This window comes from Adhaeretor mobilis (assembly GCF_007741515.1).
Classification (GTDB): domain Bacteria; phylum Planctomycetota; class Planctomycetia; order Pirellulales; family Lacipirellulaceae; genus Adhaeretor; species Adhaeretor mobilis.
The window spans coordinates 5570854-5596067 of the sequence record NZ_CP036263.1 but is presented as its reverse complement, the minus strand read 5'-3'; the positions used below and the strand labels follow the sequence as shown (position 1 = coordinate 5596067).

Annotated in this window: 26 protein-coding genes; 17 read left to right on the top strand and 9 right to left on the bottom strand. The window is 57.3% G+C overall.

What is annotated here, in order from left to right:
• Window positions 1-49 precede the first annotated feature (49 nt).
• Window positions 50-826: a lipoate--protein ligase family protein gene (locus tag HG15A2_RS22045; RefSeq protein WP_145063385.1), complete on the top strand. Its 777-nt coding sequence runs from the start codon at window positions 50-52 to the stop codon at window positions 824-826.
• A 110-nt stretch (window positions 827-936) separates the two neighbouring features.
• Here the strand turns inward: HG15A2_RS22045 and HG15A2_RS22040 are convergent, their stop codons facing one another.
• Window positions 937-1509, bottom strand: coding sequence for a DUF1579 domain-containing protein (locus HG15A2_RS22040; RefSeq protein ID WP_145063383.1), 573 nt, complete (start codon window positions 1507-1509; stop codon window positions 937-939).
• A 277-nt stretch (window positions 1510-1786) separates the two neighbouring features.
• Here HG15A2_RS22040 and HG15A2_RS22035 point away from each other — a divergent pair, with 277 nt between their 5' ends.
• Complete coding sequence (locus tag HG15A2_RS22035; protein WP_246117826.1) at window positions 1787-2692, top strand: peroxiredoxin-like family protein; 906 nt, start codon at window positions 1787-1789, stop codon at window positions 2690-2692.
• Window positions 2693-3333: 641 nt separating this feature from the next.
• Entirely contained in the window at window positions 3334-4518 is a 1185-nt protein-coding gene (locus tag HG15A2_RS22030) for a DegT/DnrJ/EryC1/StrS family aminotransferase (RefSeq protein WP_145063381.1), read from the top strand.
• 222 nt (window positions 4519-4740) lie between these two features.
• Here HG15A2_RS22030 and HG15A2_RS24915 read toward each other — a convergent pair whose 3' ends face one another.
• The 6 genes from HG15A2_RS24915 to HG15A2_RS22005 all read right to left on the bottom strand — a co-directional run bounded on the left by HG15A2_RS24915 (window position 4741) and on the right by HG15A2_RS22005 (window position 9252).
• On the bottom strand, window positions 4741-4869 hold the full coding sequence (locus HG15A2_RS24915) for a hypothetical protein (RefSeq protein WP_261342142.1): 129 nt from the start codon (window positions 4867-4869) through the stop codon (window positions 4741-4743).
• A 250-nt stretch (window positions 4870-5119) separates the two neighbouring features.
• On the bottom strand, window positions 5120-5662 hold the full coding sequence (locus HG15A2_RS22025; RefSeq protein WP_145063379.1) for an HYExAFE family protein: 543 nt from the start codon (window positions 5660-5662) through the stop codon (window positions 5120-5122).
• Window positions 5663-5954: 292 nt separating this feature from the next.
• Entirely contained in the window at window positions 5955-6395 is a 441-nt protein-coding gene (locus tag HG15A2_RS22020) for a YkgJ family cysteine cluster protein (RefSeq protein WP_145063377.1), read from the bottom strand.
• A 333-nt stretch (window positions 6396-6728) separates the two neighbouring features.
• Window positions 6729-7289 carry an NUDIX hydrolase gene (locus HG15A2_RS22015; protein ID WP_145063375.1) on the bottom strand — a complete coding sequence of 187 codons (561 nt, stop codon included), beginning with the start codon at window positions 7287-7289 and terminating at the stop codon, window positions 6729-6731.
• Window positions 7290-7450: 161 nt separating this feature from the next.
• Window positions 7451-7837, bottom strand: a complete 387-nt coding sequence (locus HG15A2_RS22010) for a CoA-binding protein (protein WP_145063374.1) — start codon at window positions 7835-7837, stop codon at window positions 7451-7453.
• Between the two features lie 197 nt (window positions 7838-8034).
• Window positions 8035-9252: a HEAT repeat domain-containing protein gene (locus HG15A2_RS22005; RefSeq protein ID WP_145063372.1), complete on the bottom strand. Its 1218-nt coding sequence runs from the start codon at window positions 9250-9252 to the stop codon at window positions 8035-8037.
• A 252-nt stretch (window positions 9253-9504) separates the two neighbouring features.
• On the opposite strand from HG15A2_RS22005, the gene HG15A2_RS22000 reads away from it, so the two are divergent.
• The 13 genes from HG15A2_RS22000 to HG15A2_RS24355 all read left to right on the top strand — a co-directional run bounded on the left by HG15A2_RS22000 (window position 9505) and on the right by HG15A2_RS24355 (window position 22837).
• Window positions 9505-10026, top strand: a complete 522-nt coding sequence (locus HG15A2_RS22000; RefSeq protein WP_145063370.1) for a MogA/MoaB family molybdenum cofactor biosynthesis protein — start codon at window positions 9505-9507, stop codon at window positions 10024-10026.
• Window positions 10027-10376: 350 nt separating this feature from the next.
• Window positions 10377-11540: an endonuclease/exonuclease/phosphatase family protein gene (locus HG15A2_RS21995; protein WP_145063368.1), complete on the top strand. Its 1164-nt coding sequence runs from the start codon at window positions 10377-10379 to the stop codon at window positions 11538-11540.
• Window positions 11541-11993: 453 nt separating this feature from the next.
• Entirely contained in the window at window positions 11994-12614 is a 621-nt protein-coding gene (locus tag HG15A2_RS21990) for a hypothetical protein (protein WP_145063366.1), read from the top strand.
• A complete protein-coding gene (locus HG15A2_RS21985) occupies window positions 12611-14044 on the top strand; it encodes a S1 family peptidase (protein ID WP_145063364.1) in 1434 nt (477 codons plus the stop codon). The genes HG15A2_RS21990 and HG15A2_RS21985 overlap by 4 nt, the downstream gene beginning before the upstream one ends.
• A 94-nt stretch (window positions 14045-14138) precedes the next feature.
• Window positions 14139-14813 carry a hypothetical protein gene (locus tag HG15A2_RS21980; protein ID WP_145063362.1) on the top strand — a complete coding sequence of 225 codons (675 nt, stop codon included), beginning with the start codon at window positions 14139-14141 and terminating at the stop codon, window positions 14811-14813.
• A 163-nt stretch (window positions 14814-14976) separates the two neighbouring features.
• On the top strand, window positions 14977-15288 hold the full coding sequence (locus HG15A2_RS21975) for a hypothetical protein (protein ID WP_145063360.1): 312 nt from the start codon (window positions 14977-14979) through the stop codon (window positions 15286-15288).
• 167 nt (window positions 15289-15455) lie between these two features.
• Complete coding sequence (locus HG15A2_RS21970) at window positions 15456-16022, top strand: ParB N-terminal domain-containing protein (RefSeq protein WP_145063358.1); 567 nt, start codon at window positions 15456-15458, stop codon at window positions 16020-16022.
• Complete coding sequence (locus tag HG15A2_RS21965; RefSeq protein WP_145063356.1) at window positions 15998-17146, top strand: GNAT family N-acetyltransferase; 1149 nt, start codon at window positions 15998-16000, stop codon at window positions 17144-17146. The genes HG15A2_RS21970 and HG15A2_RS21965 overlap by 25 nt, the downstream gene beginning before the upstream one ends.
• 268 nt (window positions 17147-17414) lie before the next feature.
• The gene (locus tag HG15A2_RS21960; protein ID WP_145063354.1) at window positions 17415-17942 is read left to right on the top strand and encodes a hypothetical protein; all 528 of its coding nucleotides are present in this window, start codon (window positions 17415-17417) and stop codon (window positions 17940-17942) included.
• Between the two features lie 11 nt (window positions 17943-17953).
• Window positions 17954-19516 (top strand): phage terminase large subunit family protein, encoded by a 1563-nt coding sequence (locus HG15A2_RS21955; RefSeq protein ID WP_145063352.1) that lies wholly within the window; start codon window positions 17954-17956, stop codon window positions 19514-19516.
• 211 nt (window positions 19517-19727) lie between these two features.
• Window positions 19728-21083 (top strand): phage portal protein, encoded by a 1356-nt coding sequence (locus HG15A2_RS21950; protein ID WP_218932174.1) that lies wholly within the window; start codon window positions 19728-19730, stop codon window positions 21081-21083.
• Between the two features lie 284 nt (window positions 21084-21367).
• Window positions 21368-22159, top strand: a complete 792-nt coding sequence (locus HG15A2_RS21945) for a peptidoglycan recognition protein family protein (protein WP_145063348.1) — start codon at window positions 21368-21370, stop codon at window positions 22157-22159.
• Between the two features lie 522 nt (window positions 22160-22681).
• Complete coding sequence (locus HG15A2_RS24355) at window positions 22682-22837, top strand: hypothetical protein (RefSeq protein ID WP_218932173.1); 156 nt, start codon at window positions 22682-22684, stop codon at window positions 22835-22837.
• 1 nt (window position 22838) lies between these two features.
• Here HG15A2_RS24355 and HG15A2_RS21940 read toward each other — a convergent pair whose 3' ends face one another.
• Window positions 22839-23816 (bottom strand): hypothetical protein, encoded by a 978-nt coding sequence (locus tag HG15A2_RS21940; RefSeq protein ID WP_218932172.1) that lies wholly within the window; start codon window positions 23814-23816, stop codon window positions 22839-22841.
• Window positions 23813-24280 carry a hypothetical protein gene (locus tag HG15A2_RS21935; protein WP_145063344.1) on the bottom strand — a complete coding sequence of 156 codons (468 nt, stop codon included), beginning with the start codon at window positions 24278-24280 and terminating at the stop codon, window positions 23813-23815. Before HG15A2_RS21935 ends, HG15A2_RS21940 begins: the two co-directional genes overlap by 4 nt.
• Window positions 24281-24937: 657 nt before the next feature.
• Here HG15A2_RS21935 and HG15A2_RS21930 point away from each other — a divergent pair.
• The gene (locus HG15A2_RS21930) at window positions 24938-25123 is read left to right on the top strand and encodes a hypothetical protein (RefSeq protein ID WP_145063342.1); all 186 of its coding nucleotides are present in this window, start codon (window positions 24938-24940) and stop codon (window positions 25121-25123) included.
• Window positions 25124-25214 lie beyond the last annotated feature (91 nt).

Genomic DNA, 25214 nt, shown 5'->3' with positions numbered 1-25214 from the left:
ATTCGTGTAATTCGTAAGATTCGTGGTTCTCAAGAAGACTTGTCAAAACATGCAGCTCCTGGAACTCACCCTCGACACCCCGGCCGCCAATCTGGCTTTGGACGAAGCACTGCTTGAACGAGCAGAGCAGGGCGAGGGAAGGGAGGTCCTACGGCTGTGGGAATCGGCTGACGACTTTGTCGTGTTGGGACGCTCATCCGACCTGGCGGAGGTAAACCAGGCGGCCTGCCAGGAAGAAGGCGTTGGCATCTTTCGTCGGGGTAGCGGCGGCGGCGTTGTGTTGGTGGGACCAGGCTGTTTGATGTTCTCCGTCGTGCTGGAACAATCCCGGCTGTCCAGTGGGGAGGCCTCGGGGCTGGTTGATGCTGGACGGATCGATACGGGTTTAATCAATATCGACGCGGCCCATCGTTATGTTCTCGATCGCACGGCTGCCGCGGTCAGGCAAGTTCTCGCTACAAGCTCCCCTGCGGAGTCTACGACCGTGCAGCGCGCGGGGACGAGCGACTTGAGCCTCGAAAAGGCTGGCGGCAAATCGCTGAAATTCTCCGGCAATAGCCTGCGTGTGAAACGCCGACACCTGCTCTACCACGGCACGCTACTCTACGACTTCGATCTCAGCAAAATCGCTCGCCTGCTGGCAGCTCCCAAACGCATGCCCGACTATCGTGCCGGACGCACGCATGCAAGTTTCGTCACGAATCTCCAGGCTGGTCGCAAGCCTTTAGGACAGGCTCTCATCCAACAATGGCAAGCGGGCGCCACTTTAGAAGCATGGCCGCGTGAGCGCACTGGGCAACTCGCAGGCGAGTATGAGCCGCTTTAGAAAGCGAGACAGGATTCACAGGATCGACTGGATTTTGACGTCCGAATCGATCCTGTTCATCCCGTCTAGTTGTCCTCGCGCCTTCTGCTGGGGGGTTAGCTAGGCAGGAGTCACTGAAGCTTCGCGTCGGATTTGGCACGGCGCTTGTAGTCGATTTGCAAGGACTTCCACCACTTACCTTCTTCACCTTCGACGGGCATGTAGATCTCGAACACTTTCGTATTCTCGTCGATATATTTGCTCACCATTTTCGACTTCTCGATTTCGCCCGTCATCATGTTGCGCCCGGTAGCCAGCAGAGTTAGCGTATTTGACTTGGCATCGAACTCTCCCTCCTGCGTAGAGAGATAGGGACTCATCGAATCGATCCATGTGCCCACATACTTTTTCTTAGCCGGATCGTAGCCGTGCTGACCGTGGCCAGTAAACGTCATGCCACCCATATCGCTCTTAAACTCGCTGATGATCCAAAAATCGCCCATCATCTTGTTGGTTTCAACACCTTTGCTCGGCATTGGTGGGGCATCAGGAGCCATCCACATTTGCAGGTTGGCATCCCACACACCCACCTCGGCGGCCAAGTTTTTGTGCTCCGCAGACGGCGTAGCCATCTGGGCAACGGCTGTTGAGCCGACCGAACAGGACAATAGGACCAAGCCAAGCATTCTTCCTTTGATATTCATTGCTTTTACTCCACAGACGATTGCCAACAGGTTACCTCCGCGAGCCGAGCCCGCACGATCTGTGATTATCCCGTGCTCGCGGCGTGGTACAAGTCTTTACGCAAGACTACGGCAAGAATGTGCTTGAAAAACTGTTTCGACGCACTTCGTATAACACAAAGGGTACAGGAATCCTCGGGCGTCAATTCAAGAGAGAACCTGCTTGCGGTTTGGCGGGCAATTTGTTCTGTTGAGTTTCCCACCTTTCCCCACCTGATCAAAATTGAGGAATCGAGCTGTGAAATTTCACCAGAGGCACCCCGACCACAGTCATCCCGACCATAGTCATCCCGTAAAGGCACTACTAATCGGTTTGCTCGTGCTTTTCTGTGCCGGCTGTCAGGAGCCCATTCCCCAGCCGCCGCCTGCTGAGGAAACGATCGCGGATCCCATCTCTGCCGAGGAAGTCATGGAGAAAAAAACGGATAGGGATGATCAAGCAGATTCGGTGGAGAAGTCGCAGGAAGATGACGCTCCGAGCGCAGAATCCACAGACGCTCTACCCAACTTGTCAGAAAAGTTGGCCGCCCGTAAAGCCGGTTTCGCCCAGAAGGCTCCCGAGGAGATTCGGAAGATCTATGCCGACGGCATGCAGCAAGTTGCCAACTCGGGCATCACCGAAAGCGCCAAACAGGTGGGCGACTCGGCACCCGGTGGCGAGCTCAAGAGTCCCGCCGAGGAAACGGTCGAACTGAGCAGCCTGTGGGCCGAGGGGCCTGTCGTGTTGGTCTGGTATCGCGGCGGCTGGTGCCCCTACTGTAACTTGCAGCTGGAAGCGATGCAGTCCTCGTTGCCAACGATCAAGCGACTGGGCGCGAAGGTGGTTGCTCTGACACCTGAACTTCCCCCCAAGGCGGCGGCGACCCAGGAAAAGCTACGCATCGGCTTTCAGGTTCTCAGTGATCCTGGAAACGAACTGGCCCGCAAGTTCGGCTTGGTCTACAAGTTGCCGCCCGAAGTGGCTGAGAAGTACAAGGAACGTGGCACCCTAGAGGAATACAACGGCGACGACTCCTATGAACTGCCCCTCTCTGCCGTCTACATAGTCGATACCGAGGGCAAAATCCGCTACGCGTTTCTCGATGCGGACTACACCAAACGGGCCGAGCCTGCCGATATCGTTGCCGCATTGCAGGCTTTGTAGTTGGCTTGCTGTTAAGGACATAGAATCGGCGGGAGCCGTGTCTTTTCACACAACTCCATAATCTGGGGAAGCACCGACACTTTCTCCTCATTTCGCTTCTTTTCTTCGTAGTGCTGCAAGGGAGAAGTGTCGGTGTGCGCAGCACAAGAGGGTGCGGGGGTCGAGTGCAGCGTTTGTAGGCCTCTTGCCGCAAGCGGCCCCGACACTTGTCCGAGCAAGCCGTTTGAATAGGCAGCCCGCATGCCGGACGAAGTGTCGCGGCTAACCGATCTCATGGTTTAGCTCATGCTTTCGAATGTGCGGACGATTCATGTGTAACTGATGGGGCAGAAGCCCTGAAGTCGTGGAGTCTCTCACTCTGGTTTTTGTGACTCGGCGTGATGATTTGTCAGTTTTTGACTGCTCCACTTGTATCCGTGGCCCTATTCTTCGCCGCACAGTGCATGGCCGTACGGAAGGCAATGCTAGCACGCTACGCAACCTCTTGGCATTTCTTTGCGACCTCTGCGATCTTTTCGTCAAAAAAAGCGGTGCCCTTCGCAGCATTCGCGTTGACCCTCCTGCGGTGAATTTCTAATCTTCGCGACGAATCGCTCCACCTGACCCTACGCGAGCGTCGAATCAATTAGGAAGAGAACCTCATGAGCGCCACAACCACCAGCAATCAGCCTGTTCCGATGCTTGATGTGAATCGTCAAAACCAGCCTCTGCAGGCGGAGGTCGATGCGGCTCTCGCTGAAGTCACTCGCAGCGGTGCCTTCGTGCATGGCCCGGCTTGTGGTGACTTGGAAACGGCGATTGCTGGGTACTGTGGCAGCAAGTACGCCATCGGCTGTGCCTCCGGCAGCGACGCGCTCTTGCTCGCTTTGATGGCACTGGAGATTGGTCCTGGCGACGAAGTGATTCTGCCCAGTTTTACCTTCTTTGCGACTGCCGGGGCGGTCTGGCGATTGGGCGCGACGCCCGTGTTTGCGGATATCTTGCCCGATACGTTTAATCTCGACCCAGCCGAGGTGGCCAAGAAAATCACTTCCGCCACAAAGGCTGTGCTGCCGGTGCATCTATTCGGACAGTGTGCAGAGATGGACGCGCTGAGCGAGGCTTGTGGCGACATTCCCATTATCGAGGATGCAGCCCAAGCGATCGGAGCAGACTACCACGGAAAACGGGCAGGCAGTTTGGGCCAGATCGGCTGCTTTTCTTTCTATCCGACGAAGAACCTAGGCGGTTTTGGCGACGGTGGCATGCTCACGACCGACGACGAACAAATTGCCGACAAGTTACGCGTGCTTCGCGATCATGGCCAACGCCCGCGCTATCATCACAGCTTGGTCGGCGTGAACAGTCGGCTTGATACGCTGCAAGCAGCCGTGCTGGGAGTCAAGCTTCCGCGATTGGATGATTGGGCCGCCAGTCGTCAACGTCATGCAGACCATTATGTCAACGAGTTTGATCGATTGGGTTTCAATCAGCAGAGTTTCGGTGCTAGCCTGACTTTGCCCGTTGAATCTCCGGGTTGCACGAGCGTGTGGAACCAGTTTACTGTCCGCGTTCCAGGTGGCCGTCGTGATGCGCTGCAATCGTTTCTGCAAGAACGTGAAATCGGCTCGGCGATTTACTATCCTGTGCCGTTGCATCGCCAGAAGTGTTTCTTGAACTTGGGCTACGCCGAGGGCAGCTTGCCCGTCACCGAACAGGCAGCTGAAGAAGTGCTGAGCTTGCCCGTGTTCCCAGAATTGACCCGCCGTGAGCAAGACCGCGTGATCGCAGCGCTGGCCGAATTCTCTGGCATCGCCTACGTGCCCAGCGAACGGCATGCTGCCTAATTCTAGATTGCTGGATGCTTCTTTGGAGAGTTCAGGGGAACCGCGAAGGACGCAAAGAAAGAACGAGACAGGATTTACAGGATGAACAGGATTAGGTGTGTATTACCTATCCAGTCGATTCTGAAAATCTTTTTATTGAACAGAAGGTAACAGAGGGAACTGAGTGTTAATGCAAGTCCACTCCGCTTCCTCCTGTCAGAGTTAGTTGTGTGTCCCGACTCTCTACGTTCCTTCGCCGCGGCGAGGAACTTGGCGCGCTTTGCGTCCTTGGCGGTTTCCGAACTCAGCGCCCGATTGCTCGGGGAACTCGCTCTTGGCACCAAAGCGGGCAAGTCGTTTGCTGCTACGCATCCGAGGGGCGCTGGAAGTCTTTCTTGCGCTTGCTCGGTCGATACGCTGCCAGTGCGCCTAAGACGGTACAGAGTAGTAGAATTCCCCAAGCCATGATGCGCTCGCTATTGGTGGTCTAGCTTCGTAAGTCTTTAGCCTAATTGACCTGAGCGCTGTTGCCAAGCAATACTCGGCAGAGGTTTTTCTGGACAGGATTTACAGGATCACTTTCAATCTGGTCGATCCGGTCCGATCCGATCCGGTAATCCGGTCAGTTCTCAGCGTCTCTACGAGGCACCGTGGCATTACGCCCAAGCCAATCGTCAAACGGTACGGCGGCGGCTCGAAAGTCTGCCACGGGCATCGACACGGTCTGCCATTTCTCCGAGAGCGGCTTCATGCGTTGGATGTAATCCGCCACGCGCACGGCCAGAAATGCATACCAGCGATCGCGGAACTGAAACAGTTGCTGCCGTGGCACGGGCGAGCGCTCCTCGGTTAAGTGATACGCAAACGCAAACATCGCCACCGCTCCCGTACCAATCCGCTGCTGCCAACTTGCCAGGCTGTGAAGATCGTCCCAAGTGGACCAATTCTTCCAGTACTGGCGGCTCGTTTGCCCGCTCGGAAACCGTCGACCCTTCACGTCGACCAACAGCGTCGCGCCGGCGGACGGGGTGACGAGGAAGTCGGCATTCTTGAGCGACCCCCCGACGACTTGGCTGCGCCGCTGTTCATCGACCGCCACGTAGGCCACTTGCCGATGTTGCAAGTACGCCTCGAACGCCGCTTCGTAATGATTGTCTCGCTTCATGAGAAAGAAATGGCCGGAGGACTGGATTTGATAGGATCGACGGGAGCTCTGCTGATCCAGTCGATCCAGTAAATCGTGTCCAGAAAACGAGATGCCGGCAATGGCTAATGGTCCGAACCGTAAGAAACCTGCAATAAGCCGTCCGTAGAGTTGGCAATTCTTGTCGGATTTCTGTCCCCTCGAAAGTGCCGAGCTAGGGAATGAAACGAGACAAGATTGACACGATCAACAGGATGTTTCTTCATCCGCTCGATCCGGCGCCTCCAGTCATCCGATCCAACGAACCGGTCAATCAAAGGACCGGCAGCAGCTCGGGCTTACGGCTACGAAGGCTGTCGCCTTTGTTTTGAATGACTGCCTCGGTGTATTCCCAAACTTGCTCGGGAGTTTCGAGGTAAAAATCGTAGGTCCATTCGTCGTCGTATTCGCAGTTCTTGGTGGTGTAGTCGCGACAGATCTGCGGTCGTGTTTCGTAGATGCCGCAGCGGTTGTCGTCTTGCAGGTGCTTACACACGGTGTGGACCAATAGGTACCAATCGTCGTCTTCTTTGAACACGCTCGAGCGCTCGTGCAGCAGAAACCACCGCAGGTATTCCAGCTCTTTGAACGTGTCAGGCGTTTCGATCGGCATGGCGAAGTAACGACAACACTTAGCTGTGCAATACTCGCACAACGACTCACCCTCCGGCAAATCCTTGCGATCAATCTTTACTGTCCCAAAACCACCGGCCATCTCGAAACCCTCCCCTATTCTTAGAACGGACTACTCACTGCAGATTGTAGTCGTTGCCAATCTCAGTTTGAAGTCTCTAAAGTCTCACGCAGAGTCGCATAGAATTGGACCGGATAACAGGATAAGCCAGATCAACGAGATTTGAATGAGACTAGGGACCACCTGAGTTAAGGGGTTTGCCAAATCTAGAGCGTAGCTGTCGAGGGCCGCGGACAATATCCAGTGAATCCTGTAAATCCCGTCTCCCAAAACCTATTCTGGTTGATCTGGCCTATCCGGTAATCCGGTCAGTCCTCTCCTGTCGCTGCAGCTCTGCATCAGGCCAACACCCAATCAGCCCCACGCAGCTGCTTTGCGCCACAGGCGCAGCACGCTTTCCTCTTGGGTGATCTCACGGAACTCCGCCTCAGTGAACCAGCGGACGTCGCGGGACTCATGGCTGACGGTTGGCGCTTCCTTCTCGCTGGCCAGCACCAAGAATCGAATGTCGTGGTGCTCGTGGGCGTCTTCGATGAGTTGCCCCTGGACGTCGCACCGCTCGGGGATCACGTGAACATCCACATCCAGCGGCAGCAAGTCGGCGAGCATGAGCGAACGCAGGCCCGTCTCCTCGGCAGCTTCCTTCATCGCTACGCGGGCCACGTCGGTATCGCCATCGGCATGCCCGCCCGGCTGGAGCCATTTCACCAGCTTGCCGTGATGGACCAACAGACAGCGCGAGCGGTCGGTACTCATCACCCAGGCAGAACCCGTAATGTGACCCGGCCGGCAAGTCCGGTCAAAACAATCTTCAGCGTTTTCAACCAACGCGCGAATCTGGGCGACAACGGCACTCTCCTCGGAGTACTGCTGCTCGTACTGCGTAAGTAGATCTAGAAGTGGTTGGCGGTGCATATTCTCTCGATCGCTGCAACACGGAATGGATTGAACCTCAAAGGACACGAAGTGCACTAAGAGTAATTAGGTAGGTAACTTGTTCTGCGGCGCAATGATCAAATCTTCCTGCTCTTGGTGCCCTCTGTGGTTCTAACCTCCCTGGTTTTCATCCAATAGCTTCAATCGCCAAAGCTTCCTGGCGACTCACCTACGTCGACGATGCTGCACGCAACGATCGGTTCGAGGCCGGCGTCTCGGGCGGCTTGGACGAGCTGCTCACTTTCGCTGCCCGGGTTAAGCCACAGCTCGTCGCACCCCTTGGCGGCAATCTCTGGCAGGAGTTTCTCGCCAACCTTCGGCGGCACGTAGAGGCTCACCCGATTGAGCTGCTCGACCGGCACGTCCGCAATGGAAGCGTAGGTGGTTAGCCCCTCGATTTCGCCTCCCTTGGGATTCACAGGGAACACTTCGTAGCCCTGCGCCAAGTGCGCGCGAATGCTCTTGTTGCCGAACTTGCTGCGATCGCTGCTCGCGCCAATAATCGCCACAGTGGGTTTATCGCTCATGAAGGAAGCCTTTGTTTGAACCGCTATTTGGTAGGGTATGTCGAGTGGAGCGAGGCATACCGAAGTCAGGCTTCGGTCCTCAGGGTTGTCATCGAGACCTGAAGCCCGAGGTCTGAAACCTGAAGCCTCTGAATCGTGAAGCTCGGTACGCCTCGCAGAGCTCGACATACCCTACCAAGTTCTTGGCAGTTTCAGAACTACTTGTCCCGTCGGGAGCTGTAGTATTCGTACTGTTGCTCGTTGACAAACCAGCGGCGCCAGGCGAGTTGGTTGTAGCCAAAGTCTTGGCCGCCTGAGAGCGCACTTAATGCCCGTAGGACTTCGAGATTGTTGTGGTCCTTGGTAATGAACTTAGGTCCCTTACCGCCCATCGAGAGACCGCCACCGCCGCCGCCAGCTGTCGGCGAGAAGTTCGCGTTAATTTGTGGCTCATCCTCGGGGCCAATGCGATACTTGTGGCGCGTGATCAGCCGATCGATCAACGGGCTGATCGCTTGCTTGTTGCCCAGTTGCCCGAGAGCATAGCCCGCGCGGTTGACGATCACGTTATCGCTTTTCTTGCTCGTAAGATACTTCACGTAGGGCGTGAGACTCACCGGCGTGGGCAGCCTCAGTAAGTAGTCTAAGCACAGCACGCGCTCTTCGGGGTCGTTGGACTCTACCGAAAGCTGCACGAGTTTCCTGACGACATCTGGGTGGGGCAGGGCGTGCATGGTTTCTAACAGCAAGCGTCGCGTCCATTCGTCCGGCTCATTCTCCAACCATTTCAACAGTGCCGGCACAGCCCGCGGGTCGGTGATGCCGGCAATGGACCGCTCGGCCTCTTGCACGCGCTCAGCCCGGCGGTTGTTCAACCAACCCTTCCACAGTTTTAAATCACCGTACCAATCGGCCTCAGCCTGTTCGCGTTGTTGTTGCATCGAACGCAGGGCGACGTCTTGGGGAGTGCGATACTTGCCTTCGTAGAGGACCATGCCGCGCTCTTGCATGATTTGCTCTCGCGACATCCAACGATTGCCGTGTCGTTGAAATCCGAGACTCAGCCGGGCTGCTTGGTCGGTGGGATCGAGCTCTAACAGTCGGCGCAGGTGGTGCTTCGCCTCGTCCTGCAGCCTGTGCTCGGTACACCAGGCGGCCAACTCGCGATGAGCGTCTGTCGTGTCGGGCGCACTGCGGCTGCGCTGTTGGTATTCGGCCAACTCAGGTTGTTCGGGAACAATTTTTGTGATGTCTAACTTGGACAGAGTGAGCGTCGCCCCCTCGACGGTGCGAATCACATAGCCGTCGCGCTCACCACGAGCCACCAGCGTGCCGACCACCTCGCCGCCGGTCTTCAGCTGAAACACATCCGCGCAGGCCGGGTGTCCAGCAACGAAGGTTAGCAAAACGGCAAGGGTAAGGGCGAGGCGGGGCATGGAGTAAGACGTGTGAATGAGTGGACGTGGCCCGGAACTGACATTTCCTGTCACTGGCAATTATAGTCCCTATCTGCGGCTGGAGTAGGCAAAAGATGGCACGAAAGTAGCGGCCTGACTGCGAATGCTCTTATAATAGGACCCCACGCAGTGACCGCAGAGATGTAGACTGAGTCGTAGTTGACTAGGCAAGTAGGAATCGCTGCTTCCCTACGAGGGAATAGGTTCACAAAAGTATTTTGAAACAATCGTATGCCCGACTACTCAAGCCCCACAGTGAAGTTGCATCGCCAACAGTCGCCCGAGAGCGTTGCCTGCGCAGTGATCACGGTGAGCGACACGCGCACGTTGGAAACCGATCGCGGCGGGGCGATGCTCGTGGAACTGCTTACCGGGGCAGGGCACGAAGTGATAGCTCGACAGATACTGCCCGACGATCCGCAGTTGCTAGCAGCTGCCGTCAGGCAGTTCAGTGTTGATGAGAATATCGACGCGATTTTGCTCACCGGGGGCACGGGCATTTCGCCGCGCGATCAGACGCCCGAAGCGCTGGCGGGTGTGTTCACCAAAGAGCTGCCCGGCTACGGCGAATTGCTCCGCGTGCTGAGCTACGAAGAGATCGGTCCCGCGGCGATGCTCAGCCGCGCGACTGGCGGCCTGGTGGATCAGACCGTCGTGCTCACGATGCCCGGCTCGACGGCAGCGGTGAGGTTGGCCACCGAGAAGCTCATTCTCCCCGAGCTAGCCCACTTGGTGCGCGAAGCGACGAAGTGAGGGATTTGATCATCGCAATGGGTGGCATGGGTAGCTTGCTACCCTTGTGGCGATGCGGGTTGTCGTTCCTCCGAATCGTCCCTAAGCAACAGGCAGGCGCCCCAAGCATAGGCAACAAGTTGCCGATGCCACCCGAGTTGCTAGCAAGGCGCACACAGTCCTGAGATACGTAGCACTGCGGCAAACAGCTCTCAGGGAACAGCTAAGCCGCAAGCGGCCGGATCGCTCTGGCACATAATTCGCTCTTGCGGTAATCTTCGCCCCCTCTCGGCGCGGGAGTTTCATTGCGGCTGCGCTGATCACACGGATGGACCCACACAACCCTGGCGACGGCGCCCAAGGAGCGGGCAGTGCAACGGCTATTATCTCTAGGAACTCTTGGTGTGCTGGGTGGGCTGGTGTGGGTGTTCCTCACCGGTGGCGGCTTGGAAGACATGGCTGGCGCTGCGCGCGATGCGCAGAATGCCGGTGTTCAAGATCCTAGTAGGCCCTATAGCAACCAACACACGCAAGATTCGTATCCTCAGCAAGATTACCCGCAACAAGGCAGCTGGACGGAGGGCCAAACGCCACCGTTGCAACCTGCTCCGCCGGTCTATCAACAGCCTAGCACGCCATCGCCTCCGATCTACCGTCCCGCTTCTTCTGGGAGTGGTGGTTCAATCCCTCGTGTTGACGAAGGGCCTACCATCAAGATCGCGTCGTTCAACATTCAAGTGTTCGGCAAGGCGAAAGTTGAGAAAGCAAACGGTGCAGTGATTCGCACCCTTGCAGAAATCGTCCGGCAGTTCGATGTCGTGGCTATTCAAGAAATACGCACGAGCGACGACTACCATATTCCCAATTTCGTGAGGCTCATCAACTCGGGCGGCGCGCAGTACGACCATGTGACCGGACCTCGCATTGGGAACACGCGTTCGACCGAGCAGTACGCTTTTATCTTTGACACACGCAAGATCATGGTCGACCGTTCCAGCGTCTACACGCTGAGCGATCCAGACAACGTGCTGCATCGAGAACCGCTGGTAGCGCACTTCCAAACGCGTCTGAACCCCGATAGTGCGTTTTCGTTCACGCTCGTAAATATTCACACCGACCCGGACGAGGCCGATGAGGAAGTCGATGCCATGGCCGACGTGTACCGCGTGGTGCGGCGGGCTGGTGGCAACGAGGACGATGTGATTGCTTTGGGGGATTGGAATGCCGATGATCGCGATCTCGCAAGCAGCCGCCTGGGGCAAATCCCTGGCGTCTACCCGCTCATTAAAGGTGTCTTCACCAACACGCGGCAGACGAAGTTGTACGACAATCTGGTGATTCATCAGCCCTCGACCACCGAGTACACCGGTCGTAGCGGCGTGTTCGACATGGTGCGGCAGTTCAACATCACCCAGGAGCAAGCTCTGATGGTTTCCGACCACTTGCCTGTGTGGGCCGAGTTCAGCGCGTACGAGCGCGACTACTCCGGCCAAGTCGCCAGCCGCAGCAGACAGCAGGCGCAGTACCGGCGCTAGAAGTTGGAACCGCCAAGAACTTGGTAGGGTATGTCGAGCTCCGCGAGGCGTACCGAGCTTCACGATACAGAGGCTTCAGGTTTCAGACCTCGGGCTTCAGGTCTCGATAACAACCCTGAGGACCGAAGTCTGAAGCCTGACTTCGGTACGCCTCGTTCCACTCGACATGCCCTACGAATTGACGGTAGGCAATAAGAACCGATCCCCCAACTTCTTTATAGAAATTGTGCCAGACGACTCTCTATAATCGCTCGTGTGACATGAAGGTATCTGTCGGAGCCCTGGTTCTTGAGTAACCGTGGTATCCGCCTTGAGCCCGACGTCGGCAACGTTTGCCGACGTCGGGCTTTTTTCGTGCGCGTAGGGTCTGCTGTGCGGGCCAAATCGACGCGATGGGTGCCGTGTTGTCAGTTCATTTCGGTCCGCACAGCGGACCCTACAAGGAGAGAGTCGATGCGTTGCCTGGTTCCTATTGACGAAGCGTCCGCGGAGATTCGCGATGGCGATTTGCTGTTGTTTCGCGGGCGGGGGCTCGTGTCGCGCTTGATTGGCGTGGCCGGACGCAGTGAGTACACCCATGCAGCCCGCGTCGTGTGGTGGGGCGGGGATGCTTTTTGCTGCGAAGTGCGCGAACTGAAAGGGGGCAGGGCGGTCACGTTGGCCTCGCAAGTTGCCAAGTACCCGGGCGCGATCGATGTGTTTGAAACCAACCCCGCAGGTCGTTGGCGACAGTACAATCGGCGCGGCGCTGCGAAGTTCATGCGCCGTTTGGCCGGTTGTGACTATGGTTACGGCGGTGTGCTCGCCGCGGCGCTGCGTCACTTGCCCGTGTGGCGATTTCTCATCCATGCGGAAACCGAAGACCGTCTTCTTCAGGATCGCCCGCCATTTTGTAGCCAAGCGTGTGCCATGGCCGATCGCCTGGCTGGCGGCGTCGATCCTGTGCCGCACTTGGCAGACCGACTTACCGAGCCGGCAGATCTCGCGCGCAGCCCCTTCTATCGGTATCGGTTTACGTTGGTTCCTGCCGGTACCGCGCAACGCGAAACAGTGAGCAATGGGGGGACGCGATGAATAAGTTAATCGCATTGCTAATGACGGCTCTCTTGCTTGCGATATCGCCGAAGCTCATCGCGTCGCAGCGATTTGTTTGTCGCGTGGTGAACGAGCTTCCCGGCGGCGCTGCCAACCTGGGCAGCGGTACGTTGATTGACGTGACTGAGAACCGGCAGCATGGGTTGGTGCTCACCTGCGCGCACTTGTTCAGCGAAGGCACGGGGCAAGTGACGGTGCGATTTAGCGATGGCAAGAAATATGCAGCTATTCTCATCGGCAAAGATCGCGAGGCCGATCTGGCGGCGCTGGAAATCGCCAAGCCGGCGCAGCAGGCGGCTCCCGTTTCGTTGGCGTCGCTCACTCAGGCACGTTACATCGCTTGCGGCTACGGACCCACAGGAAAGTACGAGTGCGCGAGTGGAATGCTGATCGGCGAAACCGTCAGCGCTGGGCGAACCAGTCTGCGGATGCGCGGGCGAGTGCGCTCTGGCGATTCGGGGGGCGGCGTGTTCAATGCGCGCGGGCAGCTGGTCGCTGTCATTTGGGGCACAGCCGACGGGGTGACCTATGCGAGTTCTGGCCGCCCGTTGCGACGTTTCTTGCAGCGCACCCTTGGGCAGCGTTTTGCGCGGGTGACTGCTAGGCGTCCGGTGAGCCCTAAGGCACTTCCTGCCCCGAGAGCGAACTGCCCGGATGGGCGTTGCCCGCTGGTTCGAGTAAAGCCGCTGGTTCCGCTAAGGCCGCTGGTTCCCGTGGGACCTGCGGCGCCGGTGGTTCCTCAAGAGAAAGATTGTGCTTGTGAAGAGTTGCGATCGCGATTGGAAGCTTTGGAGCGTGACGCGGCACGTATCGCGGCGAAACCGGCAAGCGGCGCGGCTGACGTTGCGGCACCGCCGGCGTTGGCTCCAAGTGGCGAGCGTCCAGCCAGTTTCAATCAGGGTGGTCGCCTTGGTCACTTCGTAGGTTGGGCGGCGATTGCTGCGGGAACGCTGGGCGGTTGGTGGCTGGGTTGCAGGAGGAAGCGGCGAGAGAGTCGGGCTGCAGGTTTCGGACTGCGGGGTTGGCGCTCGAGACGTGCAATGTCTTCAAACGCTCGTGAGGGCATGAAACTTGTTGGCGATCAGGAGTCGCGGGAGGCAACCGCTGCCGCGGAGGCTTCGTTTCCTGAGCAAAGCCACGAGATCGAAACCGCCAGCCCCATCGAACGCGACGATCGTGAAGCTCGTCAACTTCTACGACTTTCGCAACTCGAAGGACGTGACCCGTTACAAGACGCGCTTGCAGGACGCCTTGCACTCGACCGGCTCGACGAGATTGCCGAAAGCAACGTGGAGCACGCGAACTTCGCGGACGATTTGAGACGCGAGTTACGTGAACGCTTCAACGATGTCGCGCCGACGCAGTTTATGGCGGAAGGGGGAGGGCGGAAGGCGGAATTCGCCGAGTGAGTTTCCACCTGTGCTTCCTCCTTCCGCCTTCCCCCTTTACGCACCCAATGTCTTTCCCCGTTAAACAACCTTTCCCCAATTGGAGATTCCCCAAATGCCAGGCCAAGAACAATTCCGTCGTGCGATTTCTGAGATTCGCAATTTACACATCGTGGCGGCGCTCGGGCCGTTGTTTGATTTTCGTAGTGAGATCGTTTCCAACGACGAGTTCGGCGTACGCGGCGGGCTCGATGACACGACGAAGGAGCACTATGTCGAGCACTTGCTTGCCGCAGATCGCATGCGACGGCGGGTGACCTACAATCCGGAGCGCGCGCCTTTAGGCGATTTGATCGAACGGGCGACCTCTTCGCAGGAGACCTTGCTCGGTTCGACGGCGCCTTTCGGAGGTGATGAAGTGCAGGAGGCTCCCGGTGGGCTGATTGCTTTGCCGTGGGCGCTCGACGGGAGCGATCCGAACATTCCGCTTTCGAGCCAATTGAACTTCCGCAGTCAGAACGCGCTCATCTTGCTGGGAGCGCTGGATCGCGCAATCGTCAATTGGACCCGCCTGGAAAGCCGATTTCGCAGCACGTTTATCTATGTGAAAGACTCGATGCGCATGTACGGCAGCTACGTGCAAACCCTGGAGTACCTGAAAGCGTTCGCCGGCGATGCGAATCGCGTTGATATGGCTGCCGGTGTGCGACCGACTGAGGAACCACTCGGCCCGACGGACTCGCCAAACTTACGAAGCGAGACGGCCAGTGGAACCGCGGCGCGAGGCTGAATCGAGTGGTAACCGGGTTTCCGGAATCGAAGGCGTCAGACCTCGGGCTTCAGGCCTCCCTGGCAACCCTGATGTCTGAAGTCTGAAGCCTGACTGCTGCTACGCCTCGTGAAACTCGACCTATCTACGGCTCGCTTCGAAGTGACACTCTTAGAGATGACCCATGAATGATCCCGATCCGCAACTTGTTCACGTGGTTTCCTACTTGCAGAGCGAGTTGGGTTACGACTCGGAACTGCCCGGCAACGTGCCCAGGCATATCAAGGAGAATTACCAGATGATTCGCAATATCGAAGATACGCTGCGCGGCACCGGTGGCGAGTTGGGCGTCGTGGGTTGGATCAGCATTTTCCGACGCACGTGGATCACGCTCGTCGCGCTACTGGGTGCGGCCGCGGGGTACATGCTCAACGATGTGGTCGACGGTATCCACGCACAAACGCGCCCGTCGGTGCGGGTGGAATCGCGGCAGTGATCTCACCGCAGTCGAATTCTCGTTCCTACGCTCCTGCGTAGGAACGCACGAACTAGCCGCTCCGCGGCGTTTGTTGCAAAAATACTTAACTTTTTCCGAACATCAATGCCGCGGAGCGGCTGGAACTCCCGTATCCACGCAGGAGCGTGGGTACGAGAAAGGAACGAATGCAATACCGAGACAGAATCAAAGGACTGCGTCGTGTGCCGGCGGCCGTGCTGCGGGCGCATCCCAGGAATTGGCGCACACATCCGCCGGCGCAGCAAGCGGCGATGAGGGGGGTGCTGGCGGAGATTGGCTACGCGGATGCGCTGCTCGTGCGTGAGCTTGCCGATGGCACGTTGCAGTTGATCGACGGACACCTCCGCGCCCAGACGACTCCTGATGCCGAGGTACCCGTGTTGGTGCTCGACGTGAACGAGCAAGAAGCGGAGCAGATCTTGCTCACCCACGATCCGCTCGCCGCGATGGCAGGCGTTGATTCGGAGCAACTCGACGACTTGATCTCCGACGCACAATTCGAAGAGCCGGAAGTCGAAAAGATGATCGCCAAAGTTGGCACGGCAACCCAAACGGCCGCAGCCGCTTTGGCGGCTGCGGAAGAGGTGCCTGAGAAAACCATCTCCGAGAGTTACCAAGTGGTCGTCGAGTGCGACGACGAGCAGGAACAGCAAGCAGTTTACGAAGCCATGTGCAAGGAGGGCCGACGATGCCGCGTGTTGACGTTAGCGTGAGTTGTCCGGTGTTCGAATCGTTTCGCGTGCAGCAAGTCGCGGGCATGTTCGATGTGCCGCTCGAGGCGCAGTCGCACGAGTCGTTCTCCGTCGAACTACCAGAGCTAGAAGAGCCGTGGGAAGTCGGCCTGATCGTGGGCCCCTCGGGGAGCGGCAAAAGTACCGTCGCGCGGGCTGCCTACCGAGAGCAACTCTACCAACGCGCTGATTGGCCAACCGATCGCGCAGTGATTGACTGCTTCGAGCATCTGCCGATTGAGCGCGTTGTCGAACTGTTCACTGCCGTGGGGTTCAGCTCGCCCCCTTCTTGGGTGAAGCCGTATGCCGTGTTGAGCAACGGCGAGCAATTCCGTTGCGATTTGGTGAGTGCACTGGGCGCTGGTTGTGGGGCGCTAGGCGCTAGTTCTCAGATTCCTGCCCGTACATGTTCTGAACCCGTAAAACCAGCGCCTAGCGCCCACCAACCAGCGCCCATAATCTTCGATGAATTCACTAGCGTCGTGGATCGCAACGTGGCGAAAGCCTGCTCGACGGCCATTGCCAAAGGCGTCCGGCGAGGCAGCTTGCCGCGCTTCGTGGCAGTCACTTGCCACTACGATGTGGCCGAGTGGCTGGAGGCGGATTGGGTGTTGGACATGGCCACTGGCACACTTACCCGGAGGCGGCTTCGGCGACCACGTCTTGAGCTGGCAATCCATCGCTGCGGGTTGGCTGCGTGGGAACCCTTTGCGCGTCATCACTATTTGAGCGGTTCGCTCAACCGGGTCGCACGCTGCTACTTGGCCACTTGGAGCGGAGTGCCCGTCGCCTTCGCTGCGACATTGCCGGTGATCGGTCGGCGAGCGCATCGTCGTTTTACGCGTCTTGTCACGTTGCCTGATTTTCAAGGCATGGGTATCGGCACGCGCGTGTTGGCGGAAGTCGCTTCGCTGCATCGTGAGTTGGGCCATCGTGTGAACATCACCAGTAGTCACCCCTCGCTGATTCGTCACTGTCGGAGCTCGTCACTTTGGAAGGCGGTGAGCGTGAACAAGTTGGGTAGACGTCACGGATCGCGGATTAGCGCCGGATATCGTAGCTCGGCAGGACGCGCCGTGGTGAGTTTTGAGTACCAAGGGAGTTGAGCGATTGTTTCCTATCTCGTTCCCACGCTCCTGCGTGGGAACGCAAGTTCCAGACGCTCCCGCGTCGTTATCGCTGTCAGCTAACACTGCAATCGAGTAATGCAGCACAGACAGGATCGCCGCAGGAGCGGCTAGGTATCCCGTTCTCACGCAGGAGCGTGGGAACGAGGAATACAGCTTAAATATCAACCGAGCTCTAAACCGGATTCCTCAGTCGTTCGACTCCTTTCGGAATGACAGCAAGTAGACCCAAACACACAAAACCGCAATGCCTCTCACCCCCGACCAACAAGAGGAAGTCTGCCGCATCGCGCTGCTTGGTTGCGATCGGGAGACTGCTTGCCTGTATGTCGATTGCACACAGGTGGAGTTGCGGGATGCGCTGAATCGTGACACGGCTTTTCGCAAGCGATTGCGCAAAGCGGAAGCCAATGCGGAGGTGAGCTATATGAACACGATTCACGAAGCGGTGAAAGACTCGAAAAACTGGCGGGCGAGCGTCTGGTGGTTTGAGCGCCGCAATCCGGAACGCTTCGCGCGGAAGGCGGCGACGGTCACTGCCCGCGATCTGGCCGCAGCGACTGCCCAGTTCGCAGCGTTCGTGAATGAAGAGATTCACGACCGAGAAGATCGCGAGCGGCTGCTCACTCGGCTCGATGATATTGATCGTCCCCGACCTGAGGGGGCCGACTATTTTGCTGACTTCGGTACGACCCGTGAGAGGTCCACCGAAGAGCCCCGTGTTGAGACCCGTGAAGACTCTATATCCGATCTCTCTGCTGAAGACGTTTCTTGAACCGGCTAAGCATGACTCCAGAAAACGCACTCTGCCGAGGGATTTCCCGCGTATCACGCGAGCAAGCGTGCGACCTTGCGCAGTCAGGCTTGGGTACGCTCGAGTGGGGGCGTCGCTACTTGCCGACACATTTCCTGCGTGCGCCCTCGAAACTCCACAAGTGGCTTGGCAAGGAACTCGACCGGCTGCGGCGCGAGCGGGGCGGCAAGCTCAACGTGGTCGGCCCGCGCGGTGCGGCCAAAAGTACCATTGGCTCGCTCAGCTTTGTTTTGCAGGCGGTGCTGGAAGACCAGGAACCTTACGTGTGGATCGTCTCGGACACGAAGAACCAAGCACAAACGCACTTGGAGAACATCAAGCACGAGCTGGAAACCAACGAGCTGCTAGCTGCCGACTATCCGGGTGCTGTGGGCAAAGGTCCCCGCTGGCGGGCTTCGGCCATCGAGCTTCCTAACGGCTCGGTTATCGAAGCGTATGGCACCGGGCAGCGATTGCGCGGGCGGCGACGGGGTTCGAATCGGCCGACGCTCATTGTGTGCGACGATCTGCAGAACGATAGCCACATTGCATCTGCTGCTCAGCGAGAATTAAGCCGCCATTGGTTTGACGGCTCGCTGCTCAAGGCCGGTTCGAAGCGAACGAACTTGGTGAATCTGGCAACCGCGCTCCATCGCGATGCGTTAGCCATGCAGCTACTGCACACGCCCGGTTGGAAATCCTCACTGTTTCGCGCCATCGAAACTTGGCCCACGAACACCGACCTGTGGGACAAGTGGGAGCAGCTCTACTGCGATCGCGAAACGCCCAACGCAATAGACAAGGCGCGAGCCTTCTACGAGCGGAACCGCGCGAAGATGGATGCGGGCGCGGTGCTCCTGTGGCCTGACGAGGAGGACTTGTACCGTCTGATGCGCATGCGCACCGAAGAAGGGCGCACGGCGTTTGAGCGTGAGAAGCAAAGCTCGCCGATTGACCCCGAGCGCTGCGAATGGCCGGAGAGCTACTTTGACGAGGGCGAAATGTGGTTCCGCGATTGGCCGGCCGACTTGCAGTTGAAGACGATGGCACTCGATCCGAGTAAAGGCTCCGACGCACGCCATGGGGACTACTCCGCGTTCGTCATGCTGGGCGTCGACGCCAAGGGGATCCTCTACATCAAGGCGAATCTTGACCGTCGTCCCACGCCGGAGATGGTTGCCACGGGTGTGAAACTGCACCAGCAGTTTCAGCCCGCTGCGTTTGGCGTGGAGACGAATCAATTTCAAGAACTGTTGGCGGGTGAGTTTATCGCGGAGTTCCGTCGGCGCGCTCTGCCCGTCTGCCAGCCCTACGCGATCACTAACACCACGAACAAACAAGTACGCATCCGCCGGCTGGGGCCGTACCTCTCGCAGCGGCGATTGCGATTTCACGCGGGTAGCCCGTCGACGCGCCTGCTGGTGGATCAACTGCGCGATTTCCCACTGGGCACCTATGACGACGGACCCGATGCGCTGGAGATGGCACTGCGCTTAGCAGAGCAGTTGCATCACGGTAACGGCAAAGGAGACGGACTGGGGGAGCGACTTGTGTGATTAGAGAGCTCGTTCCCACGCTCCCGCGTGGGAACGGGATATCCAGCCGCTCTGCGGCGATGCACTGCTTTCGGTATTCCTCAGGAGTGCATGTTGAGCCAGGGTGCAGTGCCGCGGAGCGGCAATCTCTTGCGTTCCCACGCAGGAGCGTGGGAACGAGGTTGCGTGGAGTTAGGAACTAAAAATGAAACCTATGACCGGAGAAACAACGATGCCAAAGAACTCAATGCACCAACTCGAAGCCCGCGTCAGTGAAGCTTGCGACCTGCTATGGGACTCGCTGGTCGATCCGCGGGAGGCGTTTCTCGACGGCGATGGCCAGTGGTGGCCGGAGGTGAGTGTCGATGGGCAAAGTCCCAGCGGCACGGCGAGTCTCGTGCGCGACGAAACGCAGCTGGCTGAGGTGCGCCGACAATGCCGATTGTTGGCGGCGACTAACGAGTTTGCCATCAATGGCATGGAGAATCGCATCAGTTACCTGGTGGGACCTGGGCATCAATACTTGGCGACCGTTCGCAAGGGCGTCGACGCGCCGGCTACGTTGGTGATGGAGGTGCAGAACGTGCTTGACGAGTTCACGCACGAAAATCGCTGGCAAAGTCGCCAGCAGGAAATTGTGCGGCGTATGGATCGCGATGGCGAAGCGTTCTTGCGCGTGTTTCCCGCGCCCGATGGGCTGACACGCGTGCGATTCATCGAGCCGGAGCAAATCACCACACCGGGTGAGTTGAAACGCACCCCCGGCGTGAGCTTCGGGATTCAAACCGAGGTGGACGATGTGGAGACGGTGCTCGGCTACTACGTCGATGGCCGCCCGGTGCCTGCCGAGGAGGTGCAGCATCGCAAGGCAAATGTCGATGGCAACGTGAAGCGCGGTCTGCCGTTGTACTTTGCCGTGCGTAGTAATTTGCGTCGCGTGGAGAAGCTGCTGCGGAATATGAGCGTCGTGGCAGAGATCCAGTCCGCCATCGCCTTGATTCGCAAGCATCGCAGCGCCACACGCAACGGGGTGGAGCAATTCGTGGCCGATCAAACGTCGGCAACACCTGGGAGTAACGCTCCTGGCGTGACGAAATACGCGCCGGGCACGATTCTCGACGCGCCGGCGGGACTGGAGTACGACTTCCCAGCTGCGGGCATCGATGCGGCTAGCTTTGTCACCGTCTTGCAGGCAGAACTACGCGCCATTGCCGCGCGGCTGGTGATGCCTGAGTTCATGTTCACCTCCGACGCGTCCAACGCCAATTACGCCTCGACGCTGGTGGCGGAGGGCCCCGCGGTGAAGATGTTCGAGCGCCTGCAGGCGACACTCATGCAGGACGATTGCACCCTGTTGTGGCGTGTGATCGCGGGAGCAGTATCAGCCGGTCGCTTGCCTGCAGGTGTGCGCGAGCTGGTAGAAATCCAGATCATCCCGCCGAGCCTACGCGTGCGCGACCAACTGCGCGAATGCCAGGTCGAACGCGTTGCTTTCGAGAAGGGCATTCTCTCACCCCAGACGTGGAGTCAACGGCTGGGATTTGATTACGAACAGGAACAGAAGAACATCGCGGTGGCTGGGGGCTAATGCACATGTCCGAACTCGCGTGTGTGGCAGACTTCAACGGCGAAACTCTTGGAACCACGAAGAACACGAAGATCACGAAGATCACAAAGAAGCCGCCTTTCGAAGCTACAACTCTACGCGAACCAACCCAGATAGCAGGTGGTTTGAGAAACTCTTTTTCTTGTTTTCTTCGTGCCCTTTGTGTTCTTTGTGGTGAATAATTCTTGCCATCAAGTAGCACTCAGGTGCATACTGGGTGAGAGTCTTCGCGTTCCCTTCCTCATGCCAAGTTGAGTAACTTACCGATGAGTCGATTCTGCCAAGCTGGCTTGCTAGCCGGAATGTTACTCACCACTTCCTTGAGTGTCGCTACGGAGCCTGCGGAGCTTACGCCTAAGCAGCCCAGTTCTAAGAAGCTCAGTCCCCAGGAGAAGGCTTTCCAGCAACGCGTCAAAGTGCCCAAACCTAAAAGGTTCGTTAGCGCCGCCCAGTGGGGTTCTCGACCTGATCCGATTGATGACGACCGTCGGCATGCGCCCAGGCGGGTGATGCTGCACCATGCGGGTGTGCTGTGGACCACCGATCGCGATCCGGTGCAGTTCATTCGCAACATGCAATCGTGGGGAAAACGTCGACCTGAGATTGAAAAACCGCCACGCAACACCTACTGGCCCGATTTGCCGTATCACTTTCTTATCGCGCCCGATGGTACGATCTACGAAGGCCGATCACTCGAGTACGAACCGGAGACGAATACGAAATACAAATTGGCCGGTACTCTTGGCGTCGAATTAATGGGCAATTTTGAAGCTCAACGACCCAGCCCCGCGCAAGTAGAGTCAGCCGTCCAATTGGTTGCCTGGCTGGTATCGAGATACGACTTACCCAGCGAAGCGATCACGACCCACGCGAAGGTCGCCAAGGGGCAAACCGGCTGCCCGGGGCGCGACTTTGCTCGCTACTTTGATGAGGAGACGGCGCACTTCAAGCAATGGGTCGAGCAAGTCCTGCAAGGAAAGCCGCTAGTCATCGATCTTGGCGAGCCGTTGAAAGACGGGCCTACCCAGTTGATTACTGAAACGAAGCGGGCTGATTGATATGCGGAGCATGAGAGGACACTCGGCTGTCAGCGACCCATGAGGGTCACTCATGTATTAGATAAGTTGCTGCCCAAACTGACATTCGGTTTGGACAACCTCAGCGAGTTAGCGTCGGACGGAATCTGCTGATGTTTGTCCAGACTCAGCAGTTTGCATATTCATGAATTGGAGTCGGTAGATACACCTCTGCAGTTGCGAAACCGTCCGTCCCCAGTGCATGAGTGCGTCACCGACAAGACCCCGTCTATGAAATCGGTCGTGACCCATCGCCGCACTCTACGAAGATACCGTTGCCAATGGTAAATGTCACGAACGTACTTATGTCCATTAGCCATTTGCACGAAATCAGTGTGCAAAGCTAACTCGCCCCCGGGGCACCATGCACTTGGCTTGACTGCGACGCTCGAAACGACACGCTGAAGTAGTGCTAGCGGACCACTGCGATTCGGTATTGACCCACAGTATCTGCCTTGCCTAATATGCGCAGGAATTCGTAAATGCTTCCAGGAGGGATCTGTAATGCCAAGAGAGACAGACGAACGCAGCAAGCCTGGATACTACGAGGCGGCATTCAGTAAGCGTTTAGCTTCATGGTGGAATAATGGGGCAGAGAAAGCGTCGCTAAGCCAAGCCACACAGGTCACGCCTGAAACAACTAAGCGTGAGGCCGCATGAGCTAGGGCCATTGGGAGTTTTGATTCGAGGTCTGGTAGACCCGGGCCATATCGAGAACGGACTGAATTTGCTGCAACAGCCGGCGGAAGATAGAATTCACGACGCAAAGATTGTCGTCGTTAAGTGTTTGCCCTGCTATGAGGAAAAGCATCGCGCCAATGGTTAGGTCTTCGCCATCGGCGGCTCTAATAGGTGCGAAGGTAATCGAGGCAATCTTTGCAGCAGCCGCCCAACGTTGGCCCATCTCATCAAGATCGCGTTTGGCCAAGAGTGTGACTGTTTCAAGCTCGCCTACTTCTGGATGCCCATCTCGCCAAGATTCGATAACCCCGGAAAGGCTGGGTTCGGGCTCATCGAATCCTTTCCACACGAGTCCGTCCTGTTGCCCTTCAGCTATAGCCAAAGCACAAATCCGTGCAGCAGCTTTTGGAACAATCTCCTCGATGATGTCGCGCGTTCTGTTTAGTATTTGCAATGTGGTATTGAAAGCCCATTCATTGTCGCGTGGCCCACCAACAGAAGCTTCAAATACTTCCGCTTCTAATTCCGTGAACTGCTCGTGAACGAGCAAGGATAGCTGCGAGGGCGAGGGTCGATCGATAGGGCTTGACCGCCGAAACCACCGTTCGGACAGTCGCTCGAAGTAATCCGACCAAGACGTCTGGTTTTCAGTAAATTCCCAGATTTGATCGCTTTGTCCGGGGATTCTCAAAGTACGCTGCTTGAGGCTTCCACTTTCGAGATACTGGTACATTTCCGTGAAAACGATGCGCCATTCTTCGACCGAGTCATCGTTTACTCGCAACTTCTTAGCAAACTCGACGAGGCGTCCTTGTTCGTCGTATTGAGCTTCGTAATAGGTCGAGAGTTCTTGGGCCTGAGGATACTCAAGTTGTTTTTGGGGTTGCACAGGGTGCCGGTGGGCAGAAAACGAACGAAAGTAACGAGTGTCTCGCGAGTTCTGTGTCCCTCCTGTCATAATTTGATCCTCCTGATGTTACTGGGAACTTCTAGCCCACAGTGCTTCAGTGCAGCACGTTGAAAGTTGTGGCAATTCTTCCCCCATCCTAGAAACCACTGCCATTTGCCTCTGTAGTCATTTGCAAACAAACGAAGGCAGTCGGCGACATCATCATCCGATCTGCCGTCCTCGGGGGCTACTAAAGGAGAAAACTCTTCATCCGCAGCCTCTGCGTGATGGGGATCTCGAGCTGGAGCACAACCAAACAGACCGTTGTTTAGTTTACCATCAACACCCTTCAGGCAATGAAACAAAGAATCAAGTGGACTAGCGGGCCACCATCCGTAGCTTTCGGAGTTGGTGTCATTTGGATCACCGATTTCGAACCACCAATGTCCTGCCTTGTCTTCTCCTCCAGGCTGTATGTGAATTCGCTTAAACCTGATCAACGCAACTTCTCGCAAAATCAGCTCCTGGTTCACGACGGAGTTCTTCCAACATTCTGATTGTAGTCCAGTAGCTGGTGTCGTGCCATTGCTAGTTGCTTCACCGTTCGTCGACCGTTCGTCGCTCTCCTCGCCAAGGGACCACATGCTTCTGACCGTTTCGCCGACGCAACGCAAAACACTCGTGTAAGCTGCTGCACGGTAATCGACCGCCGTATTTCATCTCGCTTACAGTGCCGTGCGTGGGTCGCCTCCTGGAAGCAGACACAGACTCCTGAAGATACTGGAGGTGATTTAGATCGATGCGAGTTTCGAGATTCGCTTCGTGCAGTCGGTTGCATCAGCCGCTGCGGATGGCGGTTAGTGCTAACTCCAGGCGGTGTCGATGACCTCTGTCTCGAACGGCAGCCCCTAAAATCGGTCAAATTCATCACGCAAGGTCCCAATCTGGCCACTTACTAACTAACCCAAGAGGCGTCGACCTGGGGTACTTGGCGACTAGCTCATTGATCGTGAAGCGAGAGTTTCTGTGATGAGAATCCTTCGCTAGTAGGCACCCGGCGTGGGCAGGAAAATAGGTGCCACCTGTCATTCCTCAGTCGTTCGACTCTTCTGGGGATGACAGGCTAGCCAACTCTCAAAGTGGCCAAAAATCATTGCTGAAATGAAATGCGTTTTCCGGATAATGAACGCATGAACGACACACGAAGCACCCGCACCGGCGGATCGAAACAACAGTTGCCTGTGAGAGAGTTGCAACGCTTGTTGCTGAGCGTGAGCCAACGCGGTTTTCACGGGACGGCTACGCTGACGGTGAGCTTGCAAGATGGTCACGTACAACATGTGCGCGTGGCGAGCGAGCAAATGGTGCGAGGGTAAGACTTACGTTCGTTCCCACTCTGCCTCGTGTCTGGTGATGTTTTCTGGCAGGGTTTTATTAACCGCAAAGGACGCAAAGAAAACATGCAAG